Annotated in this window: 19 protein-coding genes, 1 pseudogene and 1 riboswitch; all 20 genes and pseudogenes read left to right on the top strand. The window is 71.1% G+C overall.

Features of this window, described 5'->3' with window-relative positions; translation table 11 throughout:
* The first annotated feature begins 4 nt into the window (after positions 1-4).
* Positions 5-1,228, top strand: coding sequence for a type II secretion system F family protein (locus tag ACEQ2X_RS06815; RefSeq protein WP_370325041.1), 1,224 nt, complete (start codon positions 5-7; stop codon positions 1,226-1,228).
* A gap of 100 nt (positions 1,229-1,328) precedes the next feature.
* Positions 1,329-1,427, top strand: a riboswitch (cyclic di-GMP riboswitch).
* Between the two features lie 51 nt (positions 1,428-1,478).
* Positions 1,479-1,898: a prepilin-type N-terminal cleavage/methylation domain-containing protein gene (locus ACEQ2X_RS06810; RefSeq protein ID WP_370325040.1), complete on the top strand. Its 420-nt coding sequence runs from the start codon at positions 1,479-1,481 to the stop codon at positions 1,896-1,898.
* 12 nt (positions 1,899-1,910) lie between these two features.
* Positions 1,911-2,060: pseudogene (locus ACEQ2X_RS06805) on the top strand (prepilin-type N-terminal cleavage/methylation domain-containing protein); the annotation flags it as partial.
* A 60-nt stretch (positions 2,061-2,120) separates the two neighbouring features.
* Positions 2,121-2,375, top strand: a complete 255-nt coding sequence (locus tag ACEQ2X_RS06800; RefSeq protein WP_370325125.1) for a hypothetical protein — start codon at positions 2,121-2,123, stop codon at positions 2,373-2,375.
* A 148-nt stretch (positions 2,376-2,523) separates the two neighbouring features.
* Positions 2,524-3,579, top strand: a complete 1,056-nt coding sequence (gene pilM / locus ACEQ2X_RS06795; protein ID WP_370325039.1) for a type IV pilus assembly protein PilM — start codon at positions 2,524-2,526, stop codon at positions 3,577-3,579.
* Positions 3,576-4,232 carry a PilN domain-containing protein gene (locus ACEQ2X_RS06790; protein ID WP_370325038.1) on the top strand — a complete coding sequence of 219 codons (657 nt, stop codon included), beginning with the start codon at positions 3,576-3,578 and terminating at the stop codon, positions 4,230-4,232. The genes pilM (ACEQ2X_RS06795) and ACEQ2X_RS06790 overlap by 4 nt, the downstream gene beginning before the upstream one ends.
* On the top strand, positions 4,229-4,945 hold the full coding sequence (locus tag ACEQ2X_RS06785) for a type 4a pilus biogenesis protein PilO (RefSeq protein WP_370325037.1): 717 nt from the start codon (positions 4,229-4,231) through the stop codon (positions 4,943-4,945). The genes ACEQ2X_RS06790 and ACEQ2X_RS06785 overlap by 4 nt, the downstream gene beginning before the upstream one ends.
* Complete coding sequence (locus ACEQ2X_RS06780; RefSeq protein WP_370325036.1) at positions 4,942-5,670, top strand: hypothetical protein; 729 nt, start codon at positions 4,942-4,944, stop codon at positions 5,668-5,670. The genes ACEQ2X_RS06785 and ACEQ2X_RS06780 overlap by 4 nt, the downstream gene beginning before the upstream one ends.
* Before the next feature lie 400 nt (positions 5,671-6,070).
* Complete coding sequence (locus tag ACEQ2X_RS06775) at positions 6,071-6,298, top strand: helix-turn-helix domain-containing protein (RefSeq protein WP_370325035.1); 228 nt, start codon at positions 6,071-6,073, stop codon at positions 6,296-6,298.
* Between the two features lie 24 nt (positions 6,299-6,322).
* The gene (pilM, locus tag ACEQ2X_RS06770) at positions 6,323-7,378 is read left to right on the top strand and encodes a type IV pilus assembly protein PilM (protein ID WP_370325034.1); all 1,056 of its coding nucleotides are present in this window, start codon (positions 6,323-6,325) and stop codon (positions 7,376-7,378) included.
* On the top strand, positions 7,375-8,016 hold the full coding sequence (locus ACEQ2X_RS06765) for a hypothetical protein (RefSeq protein WP_370325033.1): 642 nt from the start codon (positions 7,375-7,377) through the stop codon (positions 8,014-8,016). Before pilM (ACEQ2X_RS06770) ends, ACEQ2X_RS06765 begins: the two co-directional genes overlap by 4 nt.
* 16 nt (positions 8,017-8,032) lie before the next feature.
* Positions 8,033-8,767: a type 4a pilus biogenesis protein PilO gene (gene pilO, locus ACEQ2X_RS06760; protein ID WP_370325032.1), complete on the top strand. Its 735-nt coding sequence runs from the start codon at positions 8,033-8,035 to the stop codon at positions 8,765-8,767.
* 64 nt (positions 8,768-8,831) lie between these two features.
* Positions 8,832-9,674, top strand: coding sequence for a hypothetical protein (locus ACEQ2X_RS06755; protein ID WP_370325031.1), 843 nt, complete (start codon positions 8,832-8,834; stop codon positions 9,672-9,674).
* A gap of 37 nt (positions 9,675-9,711) precedes the next feature.
* Positions 9,712-11,001: a chorismate synthase gene (gene aroC / locus ACEQ2X_RS06750; RefSeq protein WP_370325030.1), complete on the top strand. Its 1,290-nt coding sequence runs from the start codon at positions 9,712-9,714 to the stop codon at positions 10,999-11,001.
* Between the two features lie 22 nt (positions 11,002-11,023).
* Entirely contained in the window at positions 11,024-11,596 is a 573-nt protein-coding gene (locus ACEQ2X_RS06745) for a shikimate kinase (RefSeq protein WP_370325029.1), read from the top strand.
* Between the two features lie 19 nt (positions 11,597-11,615).
* A complete protein-coding gene (aroB, locus tag ACEQ2X_RS06740; RefSeq protein WP_370325028.1) occupies positions 11,616-12,704 on the top strand; it encodes a 3-dehydroquinate synthase in 1,089 nt (362 codons plus the stop codon).
* A complete protein-coding gene (locus tag ACEQ2X_RS06735) occupies positions 12,704-13,759 on the top strand; it encodes a M24 family metallopeptidase (RefSeq protein ID WP_370325027.1) in 1,056 nt (351 codons plus the stop codon). Before aroB ends, ACEQ2X_RS06735 begins: the two co-directional genes overlap by 1 nt.
* Before the next feature lie 48 nt (positions 13,760-13,807).
* Positions 13,808-14,365 (top strand): elongation factor P, encoded by a 558-nt coding sequence (gene efp, locus ACEQ2X_RS06730; RefSeq protein WP_370325026.1) that lies wholly within the window; start codon positions 13,808-13,810, stop codon positions 14,363-14,365.
* On the top strand, positions 14,362-14,784 hold the full coding sequence (nusB, locus tag ACEQ2X_RS06725) for a transcription antitermination factor NusB (protein ID WP_370325025.1): 423 nt from the start codon (positions 14,362-14,364) through the stop codon (positions 14,782-14,784). Before efp ends, nusB begins: the two co-directional genes overlap by 4 nt.
* Before the next feature lie 2 nt (positions 14,785-14,786).
* On the top strand, positions 14,787-15,377 hold the full coding sequence (locus ACEQ2X_RS06720; protein WP_370325024.1) for a trans-aconitate 2-methyltransferase: 591 nt from the start codon (positions 14,787-14,789) through the stop codon (positions 15,375-15,377).
* Positions 15,378-15,600 lie beyond the last annotated feature (223 nt).

Genomic DNA, 15,600 nt, shown 5'->3' with positions numbered 1-15,600 from the left:
GGCCGTGGCTGATCAACTGACGTTCGAGTACACGGTCCGCGACCGTGCTGGCAAGACCAAGTCGGGCACGATGTCCGCGGCAAACCAGAAGGCGGTCGCCGACCGTCTTCGCGAGCTCGGGTATGCCCCGGTCTCCATCGGCGAGAAGAAGGAGTCGCTCGCCCAGAAGGAGATCAACATCCCGGGGTTCGGGAAGAAGGTCTCGCTCGCGGACTTGGCGGTCTTCAGCCGTCAGTTCGCCACGATGATCAACTCGGGCCTGTCGCTCATCCGGGCGCTCAACATCCTGGCGGAGCAGACTGAGAACCCGAAGCTCGCCGAGGTCATCGGCGAGGTCCGCTCGCAGGTCGAGCAGGGCCGGCCGCTCTCGACGGCGATGGCCGACCACGAGGTGTTCCCGAAGCTCTACATCGCGATGGTCCGCGCGGGTGAGACGGCGGGTCTGCTCGACCAGGTGCTGCTGCGCGTCGCCGCGACGCTCGAAGCCGACGTCGCCCTGCGGCGGAAGGTGAAGTCGGCGATGACCTACCCGGTCGTCGTGCTGATCATGGCCGTCGTCCTCTCGAGTGCGATGATCATCTTCATCGTGCCGACGTTCGAGGGGCTGTTCGAGTCCCTGGGCGGCGAGCTCCCGCTGCCCACGCAGGTGCTGGTGATGCTGTCCGAGGGCATGCGGACCTTCTGGTACCTGTTCCTCCTCGCGCCCATCGCGGCGTGGCAGGGGTTCAAGTGGGCCCGGAAGCAGGACAACGTCCGGTTCTTCCTGGACCGCATGAAGCTCAAGCTGCCGGTGTTCGGCCCGCTCTTCCACAAGGTCGCCCTGTCGCGCTTCACCCGGAACCTGGGGTCGCTGCTGCGGGCGGGTGTCCCGATCCTGCAGGCCCTCGAGATCTCCGCCGACACCGTGAACAACGGGGTCATGTCGAACGCGATCAACGACGTCAAGGCCGGGGTCAAGGAAGGTGAGTCGATGGCGACGCCGCTGTCGAAGCACGCCGTCTTCCCGCCTATGACGGTCCAGATGATCGCGGTGGGGGAGGAGACCGGCGCGATCGACGAGATGCTCGAGAAGATCAGCGACTTCTACGACCAGGAGGTCGAGGCCACCACCGAGCAGCTGACCGCGCTGCTCGAGCCGGTCATGATCGCCGTCCTGGGCGGGATCGTCGGCGGGATGGTCATCGCGCTGTACATGCCGATGTTCAAGATCTTCGACCTGGTCCAGTAGGGGCGGACCAGGCAATTTCGCCGGTAGGCCTCAAGGTGGCTCACCGGCTGTCGATACAGAGGTTGTCCTCCATCAGGCGGACTCCACAACCGGTGGAGGTGTGCAGAACGGGCAAACCGGCCGTGAGGCCGGGACGCAAAGCCACGGGACCACGAGCCACACATCATCATTCAGGCAAGTGGTGAGCCGAGCTGCCTCGCGCACGCACCCCTCCTCGCATCATCGCACTCATATCTCAGAGGAGATACACATGTTCACAAAGCTCCGTGAGCGCCTGCGGGACGCCGAGGAGGGCTTCACCCTCATCGAGCTGCTCGTCGTCGTGATCATCATCGGCATCCTTGCCGCCATCGCCATCCCGACCTTCCTGAACCAGCGCGAGCGCGGCTGGGAGGCAGAGTTGACCTCGACTGTTCGGAACCTCGCCCTTGAGGTCGAGGCTGCCGCAACCAGCGATGGTGGCGTCTACAATGAGCTCACCGAAGCCGAGGTCCTCGCGTTCTTGGACGATATCCAAGGGGAAGACGGCCCAGTGACGATGGCGGCTGAGGACATCACGCTGAACCAGAACGACTTCACCATCGAGGGGGGGCATGAGAGTCTCGATGGAACGGTGATCTACAGCTCGCTCGACGGCGGTCTGCAGGGTTACACCGAACCCGCAGAGTAATCCGAACGTTTGGTGATCAGTATCGACGGGTCAGGGCCTCGTGGCTCTGACCCGTTCGCCTTAAGTGGGAGATCGCCGGTGGATACGCAACCCTCAGAGCAGGGGTTCTCCATAGTCGAGCTACTTGTGGTCGTGATCATCCTCGGTGTCCTCGCCGGGATTGCGGTCCCCTTGTTGCTGTCTCAACGTGAGCACGGATGGGAGACGCAACTCCTTTCCGATGTGCGCAACTCCATACTCGACGTCGAGGCGGAGTACGTGACCAACAGCGGTGCGTACCCGGAGGACCAGGACGCCTTCGAGGACATCGGCCTCGAGATCTCCGACCCCTCCATCACCCTCACCTACGTGACCAACGACGACCGCAGCGAGTTCTGCGTCGAGGGGCGCGATGCGCGCCTCCCCGCGGACGCCCAGGTCGCCCACTACGTCAGCGGTTCCGGCGTCCAGATCTTCGAGGACTGCCCCGAGCTCTGACCCCTCGAGACGCACCCCACCGGGCCGTCCGACCCTCCCAGGGATCCGGACGGCCCGGTGCTATGTTGCGGCCCGACCTTGGACCCGCCGGCCTGACCCCCTGCCCGCGGGCCGACCACGAACCGATCCGCGAGGAGCACACGAACGGGTGGCGACGGCGATAGGGCTCGACATCGGGTCGAGCGCGGTGCGTGCCATCCAGCTGTCCCGACGCAAGGACGTCGTCACGCTGGACCGGCTCGGTCAGGTCGTGCTGCCCGCACAGGCGGTCATCGACGGTGAGATCCGCGATCCCGCGGCGATCACCGAGGCGATCGGGATCCTCTGGGACCAGTTCGGGTTCAAGAGCAAGAAGGTGGCCCTGGGGCTGGCGAACCAGCACGTGATCGTGCGGCGCGTCGATCTGCCCCACCTCGACGTCCCGGACATGAAGGAGTCGTTGCGCTTCCAGGCCCAGGACTACCTCCCCCTCCCCATCGAGCAGATCGAGTTCGACTACGAGTACATCGAGGAGTTCACCCACGAGGACGGCTCCACGATGATGCGGGTGCTCTTCGTCGCCGCCGAGAAGCACATGGTCGCCAGCGTGCTCGACGTCGCGAAGGCGGCACGGCTGCGACCGGTCGCGCTGGACCTCGACGCGTTCGCCGCCATGCGCTCCCTGCGGACCCCGCTGCACGGTGCCGAGCGCTTCGGGGCGGGGGACACCAGCGGCGAGCTGATCGTCGACCTCGGTTCCCAGCTGACGAACCTCGTCGTGCACTCCGACGGTGTGCCGCGGTTCGCCCGCATCATCAACATCGGCGGGGACGACATCACCGAATCCCTCGTGTCGGCCTTCGGGATGGAGTGGCAGCAGGCCGAGACGCTGAAGTCGGTCACCCCTGGCGCGTCGTCGCAGTACTCGACGCTCCTCGACGACCGCATCTCCTGGCTCGTCGAGGAGATCCGCAACTCGATGACGTACTACCGGGCCGCGCCCGGTGCCATCGACGTGCAGCGCGTGGTGCTGACCGGCGGGAGCTCCCTCATCCCCGGGATCGATGAGCGGATCTCGCGCGCCCTCGCCGCAGAGGCGGTCACCGGGAAGCCGTTCCGCGGACTCCACATCGGGAAGGACCTCACCTTCACCGATGACGAGCTGGAGGCTGCGCAGACGTTCTTCGCCGTCGCGGTCGGCCTGGCCATGCGGGGCCTCGAGTGACGATCAACCTCCTCCCCGACGAGGATGCTCGCCGCGTCCAGATCAGGCGGCGGGCCCTCTACGGGCTGCTCGTGATCGCGCTGCTCTGGGCGGTCCTCGGCCTGGCCTCGCTCCTGCAGCTGTCGGGCCTGTCCCAGGTGCAGGAGGAGCGTGACGCCACCGCGACGCGGGTGGCGCAGCTGCAGGGCGAGGTGGACTCGCTGGCGGTGTTCCAGGAGCTCGCCGACGACGTCGCATCGGGGAACCAGGTCCTCGCCTTCGCTATGGCGGACGAGGTGTCCTGGGCGCAGTTGCTCGTCGACCTCTCCCGGGGCATCCCACCCTCCGCGTCGTTCACCGACATCGACGGGCAGCTCACCGACGCGCCGACGGGCGCCTTACCCGGGCAGCAGGACGTGTTCATCGAGACCGACGACACCGACATCGGCTTCTTCGCCGTGGACGGCTACACCACCGAGTTGTTCACCCCCGGCATCGAGGAGCTCCTCCGCCGGTTCGGTGAGATCGACGGCTTCTTCCAGGAGTACCTCTCCTCGGCGACCGCCGGGGAGATCGGCGACGTCGACATCACCCAGTTCAACGCCGAGGTGCGCCTGGACGACGACGCGCGGACCGGCCGCTACGCCGAGGGTCTGCCGGAGGCCGAGCGGTGAGGCAGCTTATCGTCGGATTGGTCCTGCTCGCCATCGCCTCGCTCGTGGGCTGGTGGTTCCTCCTGTACAACCCGGCGCGGGAGCAGCGGAACGCGTTGGATGCCGAGATCGTCCAGCTCGAGACGCAGGAGACCACGCTCACGAACCAGCTCGCGCAGCTCCGCAGCCTGCAGGAGCGAGCGCCCGAGCTGCAGGCCGCGCTCGACCGGCTCGGCGCCTACATCCCCCCGCAACCGGATCAGGCGACGCTGCTGGACCTCCTGCAGGAGGCCGGGAACGCGTCGGGCCTGACGTTCACGTCGTTGAACTTCACCGACCCCACCGCGATCGAGGGCGCCCCCGCGACGCGGATCCCCGGGACCACGTTGGGCGCGGTCACCGTAACGGGGACGGTCGAGGGGACCTACTTCCAGATGGTGGACTTCCTCCGGCGCCTGGAGGTCGGGTCGTCGCGCGCCGTCCTGGTCACGTCGGTCAACATGACCGAGGCCGAGGATGGGTTCCCTGAGCTGACGGCGGCGTTCAGCGCCGACATCTACATGTTGGTTCGGGCGCCTGTCGCCGATGTGCCCCCCGACACCACGACGCCCACGCCGACGAATGAGGCGTCGCCGGCCGCCAGCCCGACCGCGGCAGATGCAACCCCGACGGCGACCGACCCGGCACAATCGGGGGGCACCACGAACCCTGACGGTGAGGTACAGGTCCAGTGAGCACGCCCAGCCAGCAACAGGTCAGCAGGCCCCTGCTGATCCTGCTCGGCGTGGTCGTCGGCCTCGCGGTCCTCTACGCGCTGTGGGGCTTCGTCATCCAGCCGCTGCTGTCCGACGACGACGACCAGCCGGTCGCCACCGCGACCGAACCGGGTGTCGCCGACCCGCTCGCGCCGGTCGAGCCGCCGGTGACCGGTGATGACGCCGTGACCGAGGACGACAGCGGAGCCGGTGCGGGCGACGCGGCTGACGGCGGCACCGACTCCGACGGCCTCGGCGTCCTCGACGAGGTCGAGGAGGAGCAGTACGAGATCGTCGGCGCGCGCGACCCGTTCCAGCAGGTCGTCGTCGAGGCCCAGGTCGACCAGCCCACGGAGGGCACGACGGACGGGACGACCGGCGGGTCGACGGGGGGTACCACCGGCGGATCGACGGGGGGCAGCACCGGCGGTACCACCGGCGGATCGACGGGCGGCAGCACCGGGGGAACGACAGGCGGGACCGGTGGCAGCACCGGGGGGTCGACATCCGGCGTGGACGATGACGCCGACGACGACCAGGCCGACGACGATCAGGCCGACGACGGGGACAGCGCGGACGACGACGAGGAGCCCGTCACCGAGCTGGCCGCGACCGGCGCGCCTGCGGGCACCCTCACCCTCTTCCTCACCCTCACCCTCCTCATGGGTGTCGCGCTCCTGCGCGGCACCGCCCGGCGGAGCTGAGCGCGCTCCCCAGCTCAGATCTGGGGCCGCGGTCCGCCGGCGGAGGCACGGCTCAGATCTCGGTCCTGTTGCGACGGCGCCACGGCTTAGATCGTGGACAGAGGTGCCCCGGCGGAGGCACCGCTCAGATCTGAGCGCAAGGGCGGTCCGAGCGCACCGTCCGACCCACGCCACCCCCACTCCCGCTGTTGTACATGTGGCTCATGTGGTTAGAGTGAACTGATGATGCTCTTGACGGGCAGTGTGGGCGCTGTGGCACCATGGCGTGAGTGTCAACGCTTGGCAGAGCGTGAGTCACCCACAGCATCAGGAACGACGGCGAGTTGGCAGACCCGCCCCGACCTGACCCCACAGCCAGTCACCGAAGGGGAGACCGGATCCCGGTCTCGGAGGAGAACCGATGGCACCCATAGACCACGACCGCCTCTGGACGGTCGCCGAGGTAGCTGAGCACATGCGAGTGAGCAACATGACCGTCTACCGCCTCATCAAGGCCGGTGATCTGCCCGCCATCCGGGTCGGCAAGAACTACCGGATCCGCGGGAAGGAGCTGGCCGACTACATCGACCGCTCCTTCCAGCAGGTCGCTCGGGACGCCAGACCACCGGGCGAAGCGCAGAGCCAGTAGGACCGGCCCGGAGCACTTCCCCCAATGGCTTCCGCGATCGGTCTCGACATCGGCTCCAGCGCCGTCCGCGCTGTGCAGCTGTCCGGAGGACGCGGCCCGGCGACGCTCGAGCGCCTGGGCCAGGTCCTCCTGCCGCACGGCGCGGTCCGTGACGGCGAGATCGTCGAGCCCGAGCAGGTCGCCGAAGCGCTCCGGATCCTCTGGCAGCAGTACAAGTTCAAGGGCAGGAAGGTCGCGATCGGAGCGGCCAACCAGCAGGTCGTGGTGCGCCAGATCGAGCTGCCCGCCATGGCTCCCGACCAGATGCGCGAATCCCTGCCGTTCCAGGTGCAGGACTACATCCCGATCCCGGTGGACGAGGCGCAGCTCGACTTCGAGGTCCTCCGCACCTACGCCGGGCCCGACGGCACCGAGATGGCCCGGATCCTGCTGGTCGCGGCGACCACCTCGATGGTCAACGAGATCCTCGGGGTGCTGAGCGCGGCGAAGCTGACGCCGGTCGCGCTCGACCTCGACGCCTTCGCACTGCTGCGCGCCCTGGTCCCACCCGACCAGGCCGCCAGCCAGGACGAGGGCGTGGGCGAGATGGTCGTCAACGTCGGGGGAGGGGTGACGAACATCGTCGTCCACTCCCAGGGCGTGCCCCGCTTCGTCCGCATCCTCCTGATGGGCGGCAACAACATCACCGAGGCGCTCGCGAACGCGACCGGGATGTCCTGGGACGACGCCGAGGCGCTCAAGGCCACGCCGACCCCGCCCCCGGGGCAGGAGGCGCAGATCATCGCCGAGCGCTCGGAGCGGTTCATCTCCGAGATCCGCGGGTCGCTCGACTACTACCGCGCGCAGTCCGAGGCGGTGCAGGTCCAGCGGGTCGTGCTGACCGGCGGCGGGGCGATGCTCCCGGGGCTGCCCAACCGCCTGGCCCAGGTCCTGCGGATGCCGGTCGACCGCGGCCACCCGATGCAGTCGCTGAAGATCGGGGACGTGCCGCTGTCGCCGGAGCAGCTGTCGGAGGCCGAGCCGTTCCTCAGCGTCGCGATCGGCCTGGCCCTCGGCGTGCTCGAGGGGTCGCGGCCATGAGCGTCCGCGTCAACCTGCTGCCCCCCGCCGAGCGGGGGCGTGCCGGCGCGCGCCGCGCCAACGCGCTGCTGGTCCTGCTGGTGCTGGTGTTCTGCGCCGCCCTCGCGTTCGTGTTCGTGATGAAGCAGGGGGCGGTCGACGACGCGGTCGCGGACCGGGACACCGCCCAGCGCGAGGTCAACGACCTGCAGGCCCAGGTCGACGCGCTCAGCGCCTTCCAGGCGCTGGCCGACGAGCTCGCGACCGGGAACACCACGCTCATGACGGCGATGTCCGGTGAGATCGCCGTCGCACGGCTGCTGAACGACGTGGCGCTCAGCCTCCCGTCGACCGCGTCGCTGACCGACCTGGCCGTCGCACGGGACGTGACCGCCGACGTGGCGGGCGAGGTGACGCTGGGGGAGAACGTCGCCACCCTCCAGCTGTCGGGCTACTCCATCGAGCGGTACGCGCCCGGCGTCGAAGGGGTCCTGCTCCAGTTCGACCAGGTCAACGGGCTGACCGTCACGTACCTGAACACCGCGAACGCGAACGAGATCGGCGACGTCGGGGTCACCGACTTCGACGCGACCGGCCTGCTGACCGACGAGATCTTCACCGGCCGCTACGACGAGGGCCTGCCGGAGGTCGCCGAGTGATCCCGCGGAGCGCGTCATGAGGCCGGCCGCCGTCGCGATCGCCGTCGTGGCCATGCTGGTCATCGGCGCGGCGTTCTTCTTCCTGGCATGGAAGCCGCTGGACGACCAGGAGACCGCGCTGCGCGACGAGACCGCCCAGCTCGAGGGCCAGGCCCAGCAGCTCCGCAACCAGCTCGCCCAGCTGCAGGAGATCCGGGACACCGAGCTCGAGATCCGCGCGGACCTGAACCGGCTCCGCGCGCTGATCCCGAGCGGCGACCCGGCCCAACCCTCCTTCGTCCGCTCGGTGCAGCTGGCGGCCGACGCGTCGGGCAGCGCGATCCAGTCGGTCACGTTCGGCACGCCCATGGCGATGGAGGGGGCGACGCCGACGACCGAGGGGGTGGTGCTGTCGAGCATCGACCTCGCCGCGGACGTCCAGGGCGGGTACTTCCAGCTGGTCGACCTGTTCCGCCGGCTCGAGATCGAGGTGGTCCGCGCGGTGCAGGTCGACAGCTTCACGATCACCGAGTCCGAGGACGGCTTCCCCGAGCTGACGGTGTCGATGACCGGCCGGATCTTCGCGATGCTGCCCCAGTCGACCGTGACCGAGGGGCCGGCCGAGGGCGGTGACGCCCCCGTCCCCGAGGAGGCGGAGGGGGAGGTCGGCGCCGACGTGCCGGTCGAGGAGACCGCGAGCCCGACGCCCGCGACCGCGGCACCGGGCGATGGCGACGCCGGCGCCCCCGGCGGAGAGGTGCAGGTCCAGTGAGCACGCCAGTGATCACTGAACAGGCCGGGGGGCACTCCCGGCGCGCAAGCGATGGGAGTGGGCTGTGAGCACGCCCCGCGAGGAGCAGCAGGTCAGCCGCGGGCTGTTGATCACCCTCGGCGTCGTCGTCGTGCTCGCCGGCCTCTACGCGGTCTGGGTGTTCGTCGCCCAGCCGCTGCTGGAGGGTGACGGTGACGACACCGTGCAGGCGCCCTCGCCCGGGCCGGTCCAGCCGACGGACCCCGACGGCGCGGGCGACGACGGTGGGGCGGCGCCCGGACCGGATGCCACCGACGGCCCCGATGCCCCGCTCGGCGACGACCCGCTGGTGGACGACCCGTTGGTGGACGATGTCGTGCCGGAGACCTTCGAGATCTTCACCGCCCGTGACCCCTTCCAGCAGCTGGTGGTCGAGGCGGAGGCCCCGGCGACGGGCACCGGCGGTGCCACCACCGGCGGCAGCACGGGCGGGACCACCGGCGGGACCGGCTCCGGAGGTGGCGCGACAGCGGACGACACCGCCGACGCCAACGGCGGCACGGGCTCCGGTTCAGGCTCCGGCTCCGGGACGGGATCAGGCTCGGGCAGCGGATCCGGGACGGGCTCCGGCTCGGGTGGCGCGACCGGCGGGTCCGGATCCGGCGGCGGGTCGGGTTCCGGCTCCGGCGCGATGGCCCCCTCCGCCGCCGACGTGGGCAGCACGACCGTCCGCCTCGACGACGCGTTCATCGACGACGACGGCGCCCCCCGCCTGGTCGTCACGGTGAACGGCACGACCCACGAGGCCGGGGAGGGCGACGTGTTCGCCGACCGCTTCCGCGTCCTCGACATCGACGGGGTCTGCGCCACGTTCCTCTTCGGCGACTCCCGCTTCACCCTCTGCGAGGGCGAGTCGATCGTGAAGTGACCGGCGTGCCCACGCCCATCGGTACGCTGTCCGCCCCATGACGCTGCGCTACCTGACCGCCGGAGAGTCCCACGGCCCCGCCCTGGTCGGCATCATCGACGGCCTGCCGGCCGGCATCGCCGTCGACTCCGACGACCTGGTCGCCGAGCTGGCCCGGCGCCGGCTGGGGTACGGCCGCTCGCCACGGATGGACTTCGAGGTCGACCGGCTCGAGATCATGGGCGGGGTCCGGCACGGCCTGACGCTCGGCTCGCCCGTGGGCCTGGTGATCCACAACACCGAGTGGCCGAAGTGGACCGAGGCGATGGGCATCGAGGCGCCCGACGACCCCGAGGCGCTGGGCCGGACCGGACGCGGGGTCGCGCTCACCCGGCCCCGACCCGGCCACGCCGACCTGGTCGGCATGCAGAAGTACGACTTCGACGACGCCCGCAACGTCCTGGAGCGGGCCTCCGCCCGGGAGACGGCGACCAGGGTCGCGCTCGGCTGGTTCGCCAAGCAGCTCCTCGCGGCGGTCGGCGTCCACGTCCTGAGCCACGTCACGCGGATCGGCGACGTCGCCACCCCCGCCGAGGCGCCCCTGCCCGAGCCGGGGGACCTCGAGGCGCTCGACGCCGACCCGGTCCGGTGCGCCGACCCCGACACCTCCGCGGCCATGCAGGCGCGGATCGACCGGGCGAAGGCCGAGCTCGACACCCTCGGCGGCGTGGTCGAGGTCGTCGTCCACGGCCTGCCGCCGGGCCTCGGCAGCCACGTCCACTGGGACCGCAAGCTCGACACCCGCCTCGCCGCCGCGCTGATGAGCATCCAGGCGTTCAAGGGCGTCGGCATCGGCGACGGGTTCGGCTCGGCGGCCGTCCCCGGGTCGGTGGCGCACGACGAGATCCTCCCCGGCGCCCGGACCGACGCGGGCACCCACTTCACCCGCAAGACCCACCGCGCCGGCGGGCTGGAGGGCGGCATGACCACCGGCGAGGTGCTGCGGGTCTCCGCGGCGATGAAGCCGCTCAGCAGCCTGATGCGGCCCCTCGCCACCGTCGACACCGCCACCGGGGATCCGGCGACGGCGATCACCCAGCGCTCCGACGTCTGCGCGGTCCCCCGTGCCGGCGTGGTCTGCGAGGCCGTGGTGGCCCTCACCCTCGCCGACGCCCTGCTCGAGAAGACCGGCGGGGACAGCGTGGCCGAGGTCGTCCGCAACCTGTCGGCCTACACCGCCGGCGTGGACCGCCCGCGCGGCCCCTACGACGACGCCACCGCCGACCAGGCGACCTACCAGGGCGACCCCGTCGAGGGCGGCCGCTACCGCGCACCCGACGGGACCTGAGCGGCGACCGGATGCGCAGCAGATGTCGTCGGTGATCAGCCCCGGCCGCAACATCGTCCTGATCGGGCTGATGGGGAGCGGCAAGTCGACAGTCGGGCGGCTCGTCGCGGACCGCCTCGACCGCCCGTTCGTGGACACCGACGACGTCGTCGAGCACGACGCGCGCCGCAGCATCGCCGAGATCTTCGCCACCGACGGCGAGCGGGACTTCCGCGAGCTCGAGAGCGCCGCCGTCCGCCAGGTCTCCGCCCTCCGCGGCCAGGTCATCGCCGTGGGCGGCGGCGCCGTGGTGTCGGCCACGAACGCCACCGCGCTGCGCGGCACCGGTGACCTCGTCTGGCTGGATGCGCCGATCTCGGCGCTGGTGATGCACCTGACCGCCGAGGCCGAGCGCGGCACCCGACCGCTGCTGGGCGACCCCGCGACGCTGCAGGCCACCCTCGAGCGGCTGTACGTCGAGCGCTACGACGCCTACAAGCGGGCGGCCACCCACATCCTGGCGACCGAGGGTCGACCGCCGGAGGTCCTGGCCGACGAGGTGATCGCCTGGGCCCGCACCCGACCCGGGCTGCTCGCGCGGGAGGAGCGCCTGTGACCACCACGGAGGGGACCCCATGACCGATACCACCACGATCCACGTCCACCTCGGCGAGCGGAGCTACCCGATCCACGTCGGTGCGGACCTGCTCGGACGCCTCGACGAGCTGGTGACGTGGCCGGAGCACGCCCGCACCGCCGCAGTCGTCACCAACGGGATGGTGTGGGAGCTCCACGGCGACGTGGTCCAGGCCGCCCTCGAGCGGGCGGGGCTCGCCGTCGAGTGCATCCGCGTCCCCGACGGCGAGCAGGCCAAGTCCACCGACACCCTCACCGCCCTGTGGCACCGCTTCGCCCAGATCCCGCTGCTGCGCGACGACGTGGTCGTGGCCGTCGGGGGAGGGGTGGTGGGCGATCTCGCCGGGTTCGCCGCCGCGACGTGGAACCGCGGAGTGGCGGTGGTCCAGGTCCCCACGACCCTGCTGGCCCAGGTCGACTCGGCCATCGGCGGCAAGACCGGGATCAACCTGAGCGAGGGCAAGAACCTGGTCGGGGCGTTCCACCAGCCCCTCGCGGTCATCAGCGACGTCGCGACGCTGGCGACCCTCCCCAGCCGCGAGCGCCGTGCCGGCCTCGGCGAGGTCGCCAAGTACGGGTTCATCGCCGACCCCGTCGTGCTCGATCTGCTCGAGACCCGTCCCGGCTCGGCGACGGCGGGTGACCCGGACGTGCTGGCCGAGATCGTGCGCCGCGGGTCGGCGGTGAAGGCGGAGGTCGTCAGCGAGGACGAGACCGAGGCGGGCCGGCGGGCGCTGCTCAACTACGGCCACACCGTCGGCCATGCCATCGAGGCACTGACCAGCTACGACACCTACCGCCACGGCGAGGCGGTCGCGCTCGGCATGGTGTTCGCCGCCCGGCTGGGGGAGCGGATGGGCGTCTCCGAGGCAGGGTTGGCCGAGCGGACCGTCGCGGTCCTCGACGGGCTGGGGTTGCCCACCCGCGGGCTGCGGCTCGACCCCCGCGACGTGTGGGACGTGATGTCGCGGGACAAGAAGGCCCGCGACGGCGTGCGCTTCGTCCTGTCCACCCACCCCGGCGAGGCCATCCTGGTCGACCAGCCGCGCCGTGGCCTCGTCGACGACGTGCTGCGGAGCCTCGCCTGATGGAGCGGCTCGGCCGGCTGCGCGAGGCCATGGTCGCCGACGGCATCGCGGCCTTGCTCGTCACGGATCGGGTGAACGTCCGCTGGCTGACCGGGTTCGCCGGGTCCGCGGGGACCGTCCACGTCATGGCCGACGGCCCGGCGGTGCTGGTGACCGACGACCGCTACGCCGAGCGGGCAGCCGAGGACGCCCCCGGCTGGACCATCGTGTCGGACCGCACCTGGGGGTGGCTCGCCGAGCACCACCCGGCCGGCGTCCCCCTCACCGTCGAGGCCGACCACCTCACCTGGTCGGTCGTTCGCCAGTTGGAGGACCTGGACGCCGACCGGCCCCTCCACCCCTCCACCGGGATCGTCGGCACCCTCCGCGAGATCAAGGACGACGCCGAGATCGCGATCCTCCGCCGGGCCTGCGCCATCACCTCCACGGCCTTCGACGAGGCGCTGGGCTGGCTCGCGCCCGGGCTGACCGAGGCGGAGGTGGCGCGGCGGCTCCTCGAGACCATGGCCGACCTCGGTGCCGACGGCTCCGCCTTCGACCCGATCGTCGCGTCCGGCCCGAACGGCTCACGGCCCCACCACGCGCCGGGCCCGCGGACCCTCAGGACGGGCGACCTGGTGACCATGGACTTCGGCGCGCTGGTCGACGGCTACCACGCCGACATGACCCGGACCGTCGCCCTCGGCCGGCCCACCCCCTCCCTCCGGCGCGTCCACGACCTGGTCGGTGCTGCCCAGCAAGCCGGTGTCGAGGCGGTCGCCGACGGGGTGGGGACCCAGGCCGTCGACGCGGCCTGCCGGGACCTGATCCGCGATGCCGGGCACGGCGAGCACTTCGCCCACGGGACCGGTCACGGCGTCGGCCTGGCGATACACGAGACGCCGTTCCTGGGACCGAGCACGCCCGGTACACTGCGTGCCCGAACGACCGTCACGGTCGAGCCGGGCGTGTACGTGCCGGGTCTGGGCGGAGTCCGCATCGAGGACGTCGTGCTGGTCGGTGCCGACGGCGCCGAGCGCCTCACCACCGCCCCCCGGCAGCTGATCGAGCTCTGAGCCGCCGCCGCCCCACCCCTCACCTGCCACCACCACGAGGATCTCCCCATGGTCTCCACGAACAACCTGAAGAACGGGATGACCGTCAAGATCGACGGCAAGCTCTGGAAGATCGACTACTTCCAGCACGTCAAGCCCGGCAAGGGCGGCGCGTTCGTCCGCACCACCCTGAAGAGCGTCCCCGACGGCAAGACCGTCGACCGCACCTTCCGGGCCGGTGAGGACCTCGAGCAGGCCATCGTCACCCGCACCGAGCTGCAGTACCTCTACCAGGACGGCGAGAACTACGTGTTCATGGACACCAGCACGTACGAGCAGACCTTCGTGCCAGGTGAGGTCGTCGCCGAGGCGATGAAGTGGACCAAGGAGTCCGACGTCATCGAGCTGACCTTTCACGAGGGCCAGGTCATCGACTTCACCCTCCCGGCGAACGTCGAGCTCGAGATCGCCGAGACCGAGCCCGGCGTCGCCGGCAACACCGTCAGCGGGGCGTCGAAGCCCGCGACGCTCGAGACCGGCGCGGTCGTCCAGGTGCCCCTCTTCGTCAACATCGGCGACCGCGTGAAGGTCGACACGCGCTCCGGCGAGTACCTCTCGCGGGCGTGACCGAGGCTGACGATCCGCACACCGGGGCGGCCCTGCCCCGCCATGAGGCCCGGACCAGGGCCCTCGAGGCGCTGTTCGCCGCCGACGTCCGCGACGTCCCGGTCGACCGGGTGCTCGAGGGGGCCGGCTGGCTGGACGAGTTCACCGAGCGGCTCCTCGACACCGTCGCGGCGCACCGCGACGAGATCGACGCGCTGATCCGCGAGCGGGCGCGCGGGTGGAGCCTCGAGCGGATGCCCGTCGTCGACCGCAACGTCCTCCGCCTGGGCCTCGCCGAGCTGCTGTACGTGGAGGACGTCCCCCCGCGTGTCGCGATCGACGAGGCGGTCGAGCTGGTCAAGACCCTGTCGACCGACTCGTCGTCGTCCTTCGTGAACGGCATCCTCGCCGCCGTGGCGACCGACCGGGGGCTGCTGTAGGCGTGCCCGAGAACCCGTGGCTCGCCGGCGGGGACGCCGACCGCGGGACGTCCTACCAGCGCCGGCTGGCCGCCAAGGCCGCGAGCGGCGCGTACCTGCACGCGGAGGCGGATCTGGTGGAGGGGCTGGGGGCGCGGACCGTGCTGGATGCGGGGTGCGGCACCGGGCGGGTGGCCGTCGAGCTGGCCCGCCGCGGGCTGTCGGTCGTGGGCGTGGACGTGGACCCGTCGATGCTCGCCGTGGCCCGGGGGGCGTCCGAGGACGTCGAGTGGGTCGAGGCGGACCTGGTGTCGGTGGACCTCGGCCGCACGGTCGACGTCGTGCTGGCCGCGGGGAACGTCATGGTGTTCCTGACGCCGGGCACGCTCGACGCGGTCGTCGCGCGGCTTGCCGCGCACCTCGCCCCCGGTGGCCACCTGGTCGCCGGATTCGCGCTGCGGGGCGGGCCGAGCCCGATCGAGTTGCCGCTCGCCACCTACGACCAGGCATGCGAGGCGGCCGGGCTGGTCCTGGTCGATCGCCGCGCCACCTGGGAGGGTGAGGGGTACGCCGGCGGCGACTACGCGGTCAGCACCCACCGGCTGGTGGCCTGAGCGCTCGGTCGCAGTCTGCCGGTCGATCCGGGGAGGCCGCCCCCCGTTGCGGTACGGCCTCCCCGGACCTGGCGGGTTCGACGAGCGGCGTGTGAGGGGGGCGGCCGCCCGTCCGCGGGGACGTTACGCCTCCGCGATCGCGGGCGGGAGGGCCGCCGGACCCAATTGCGGGGGGGCCAGGGGGGCCAGGCGCCGGGGCCCCCCGAGGGGGCGGCGCGGGGGG

Source organism: Euzebya sp., assembly GCF_964222135.1.
Lineage (GTDB): Bacteria > Actinomycetota > Nitriliruptoria > Euzebyales > Euzebyaceae > Euzebya.
The sequence above is the reverse complement of the archived record's forward strand: the minus strand, read 5'-3'. Positions and strand labels throughout refer to the sequence as shown.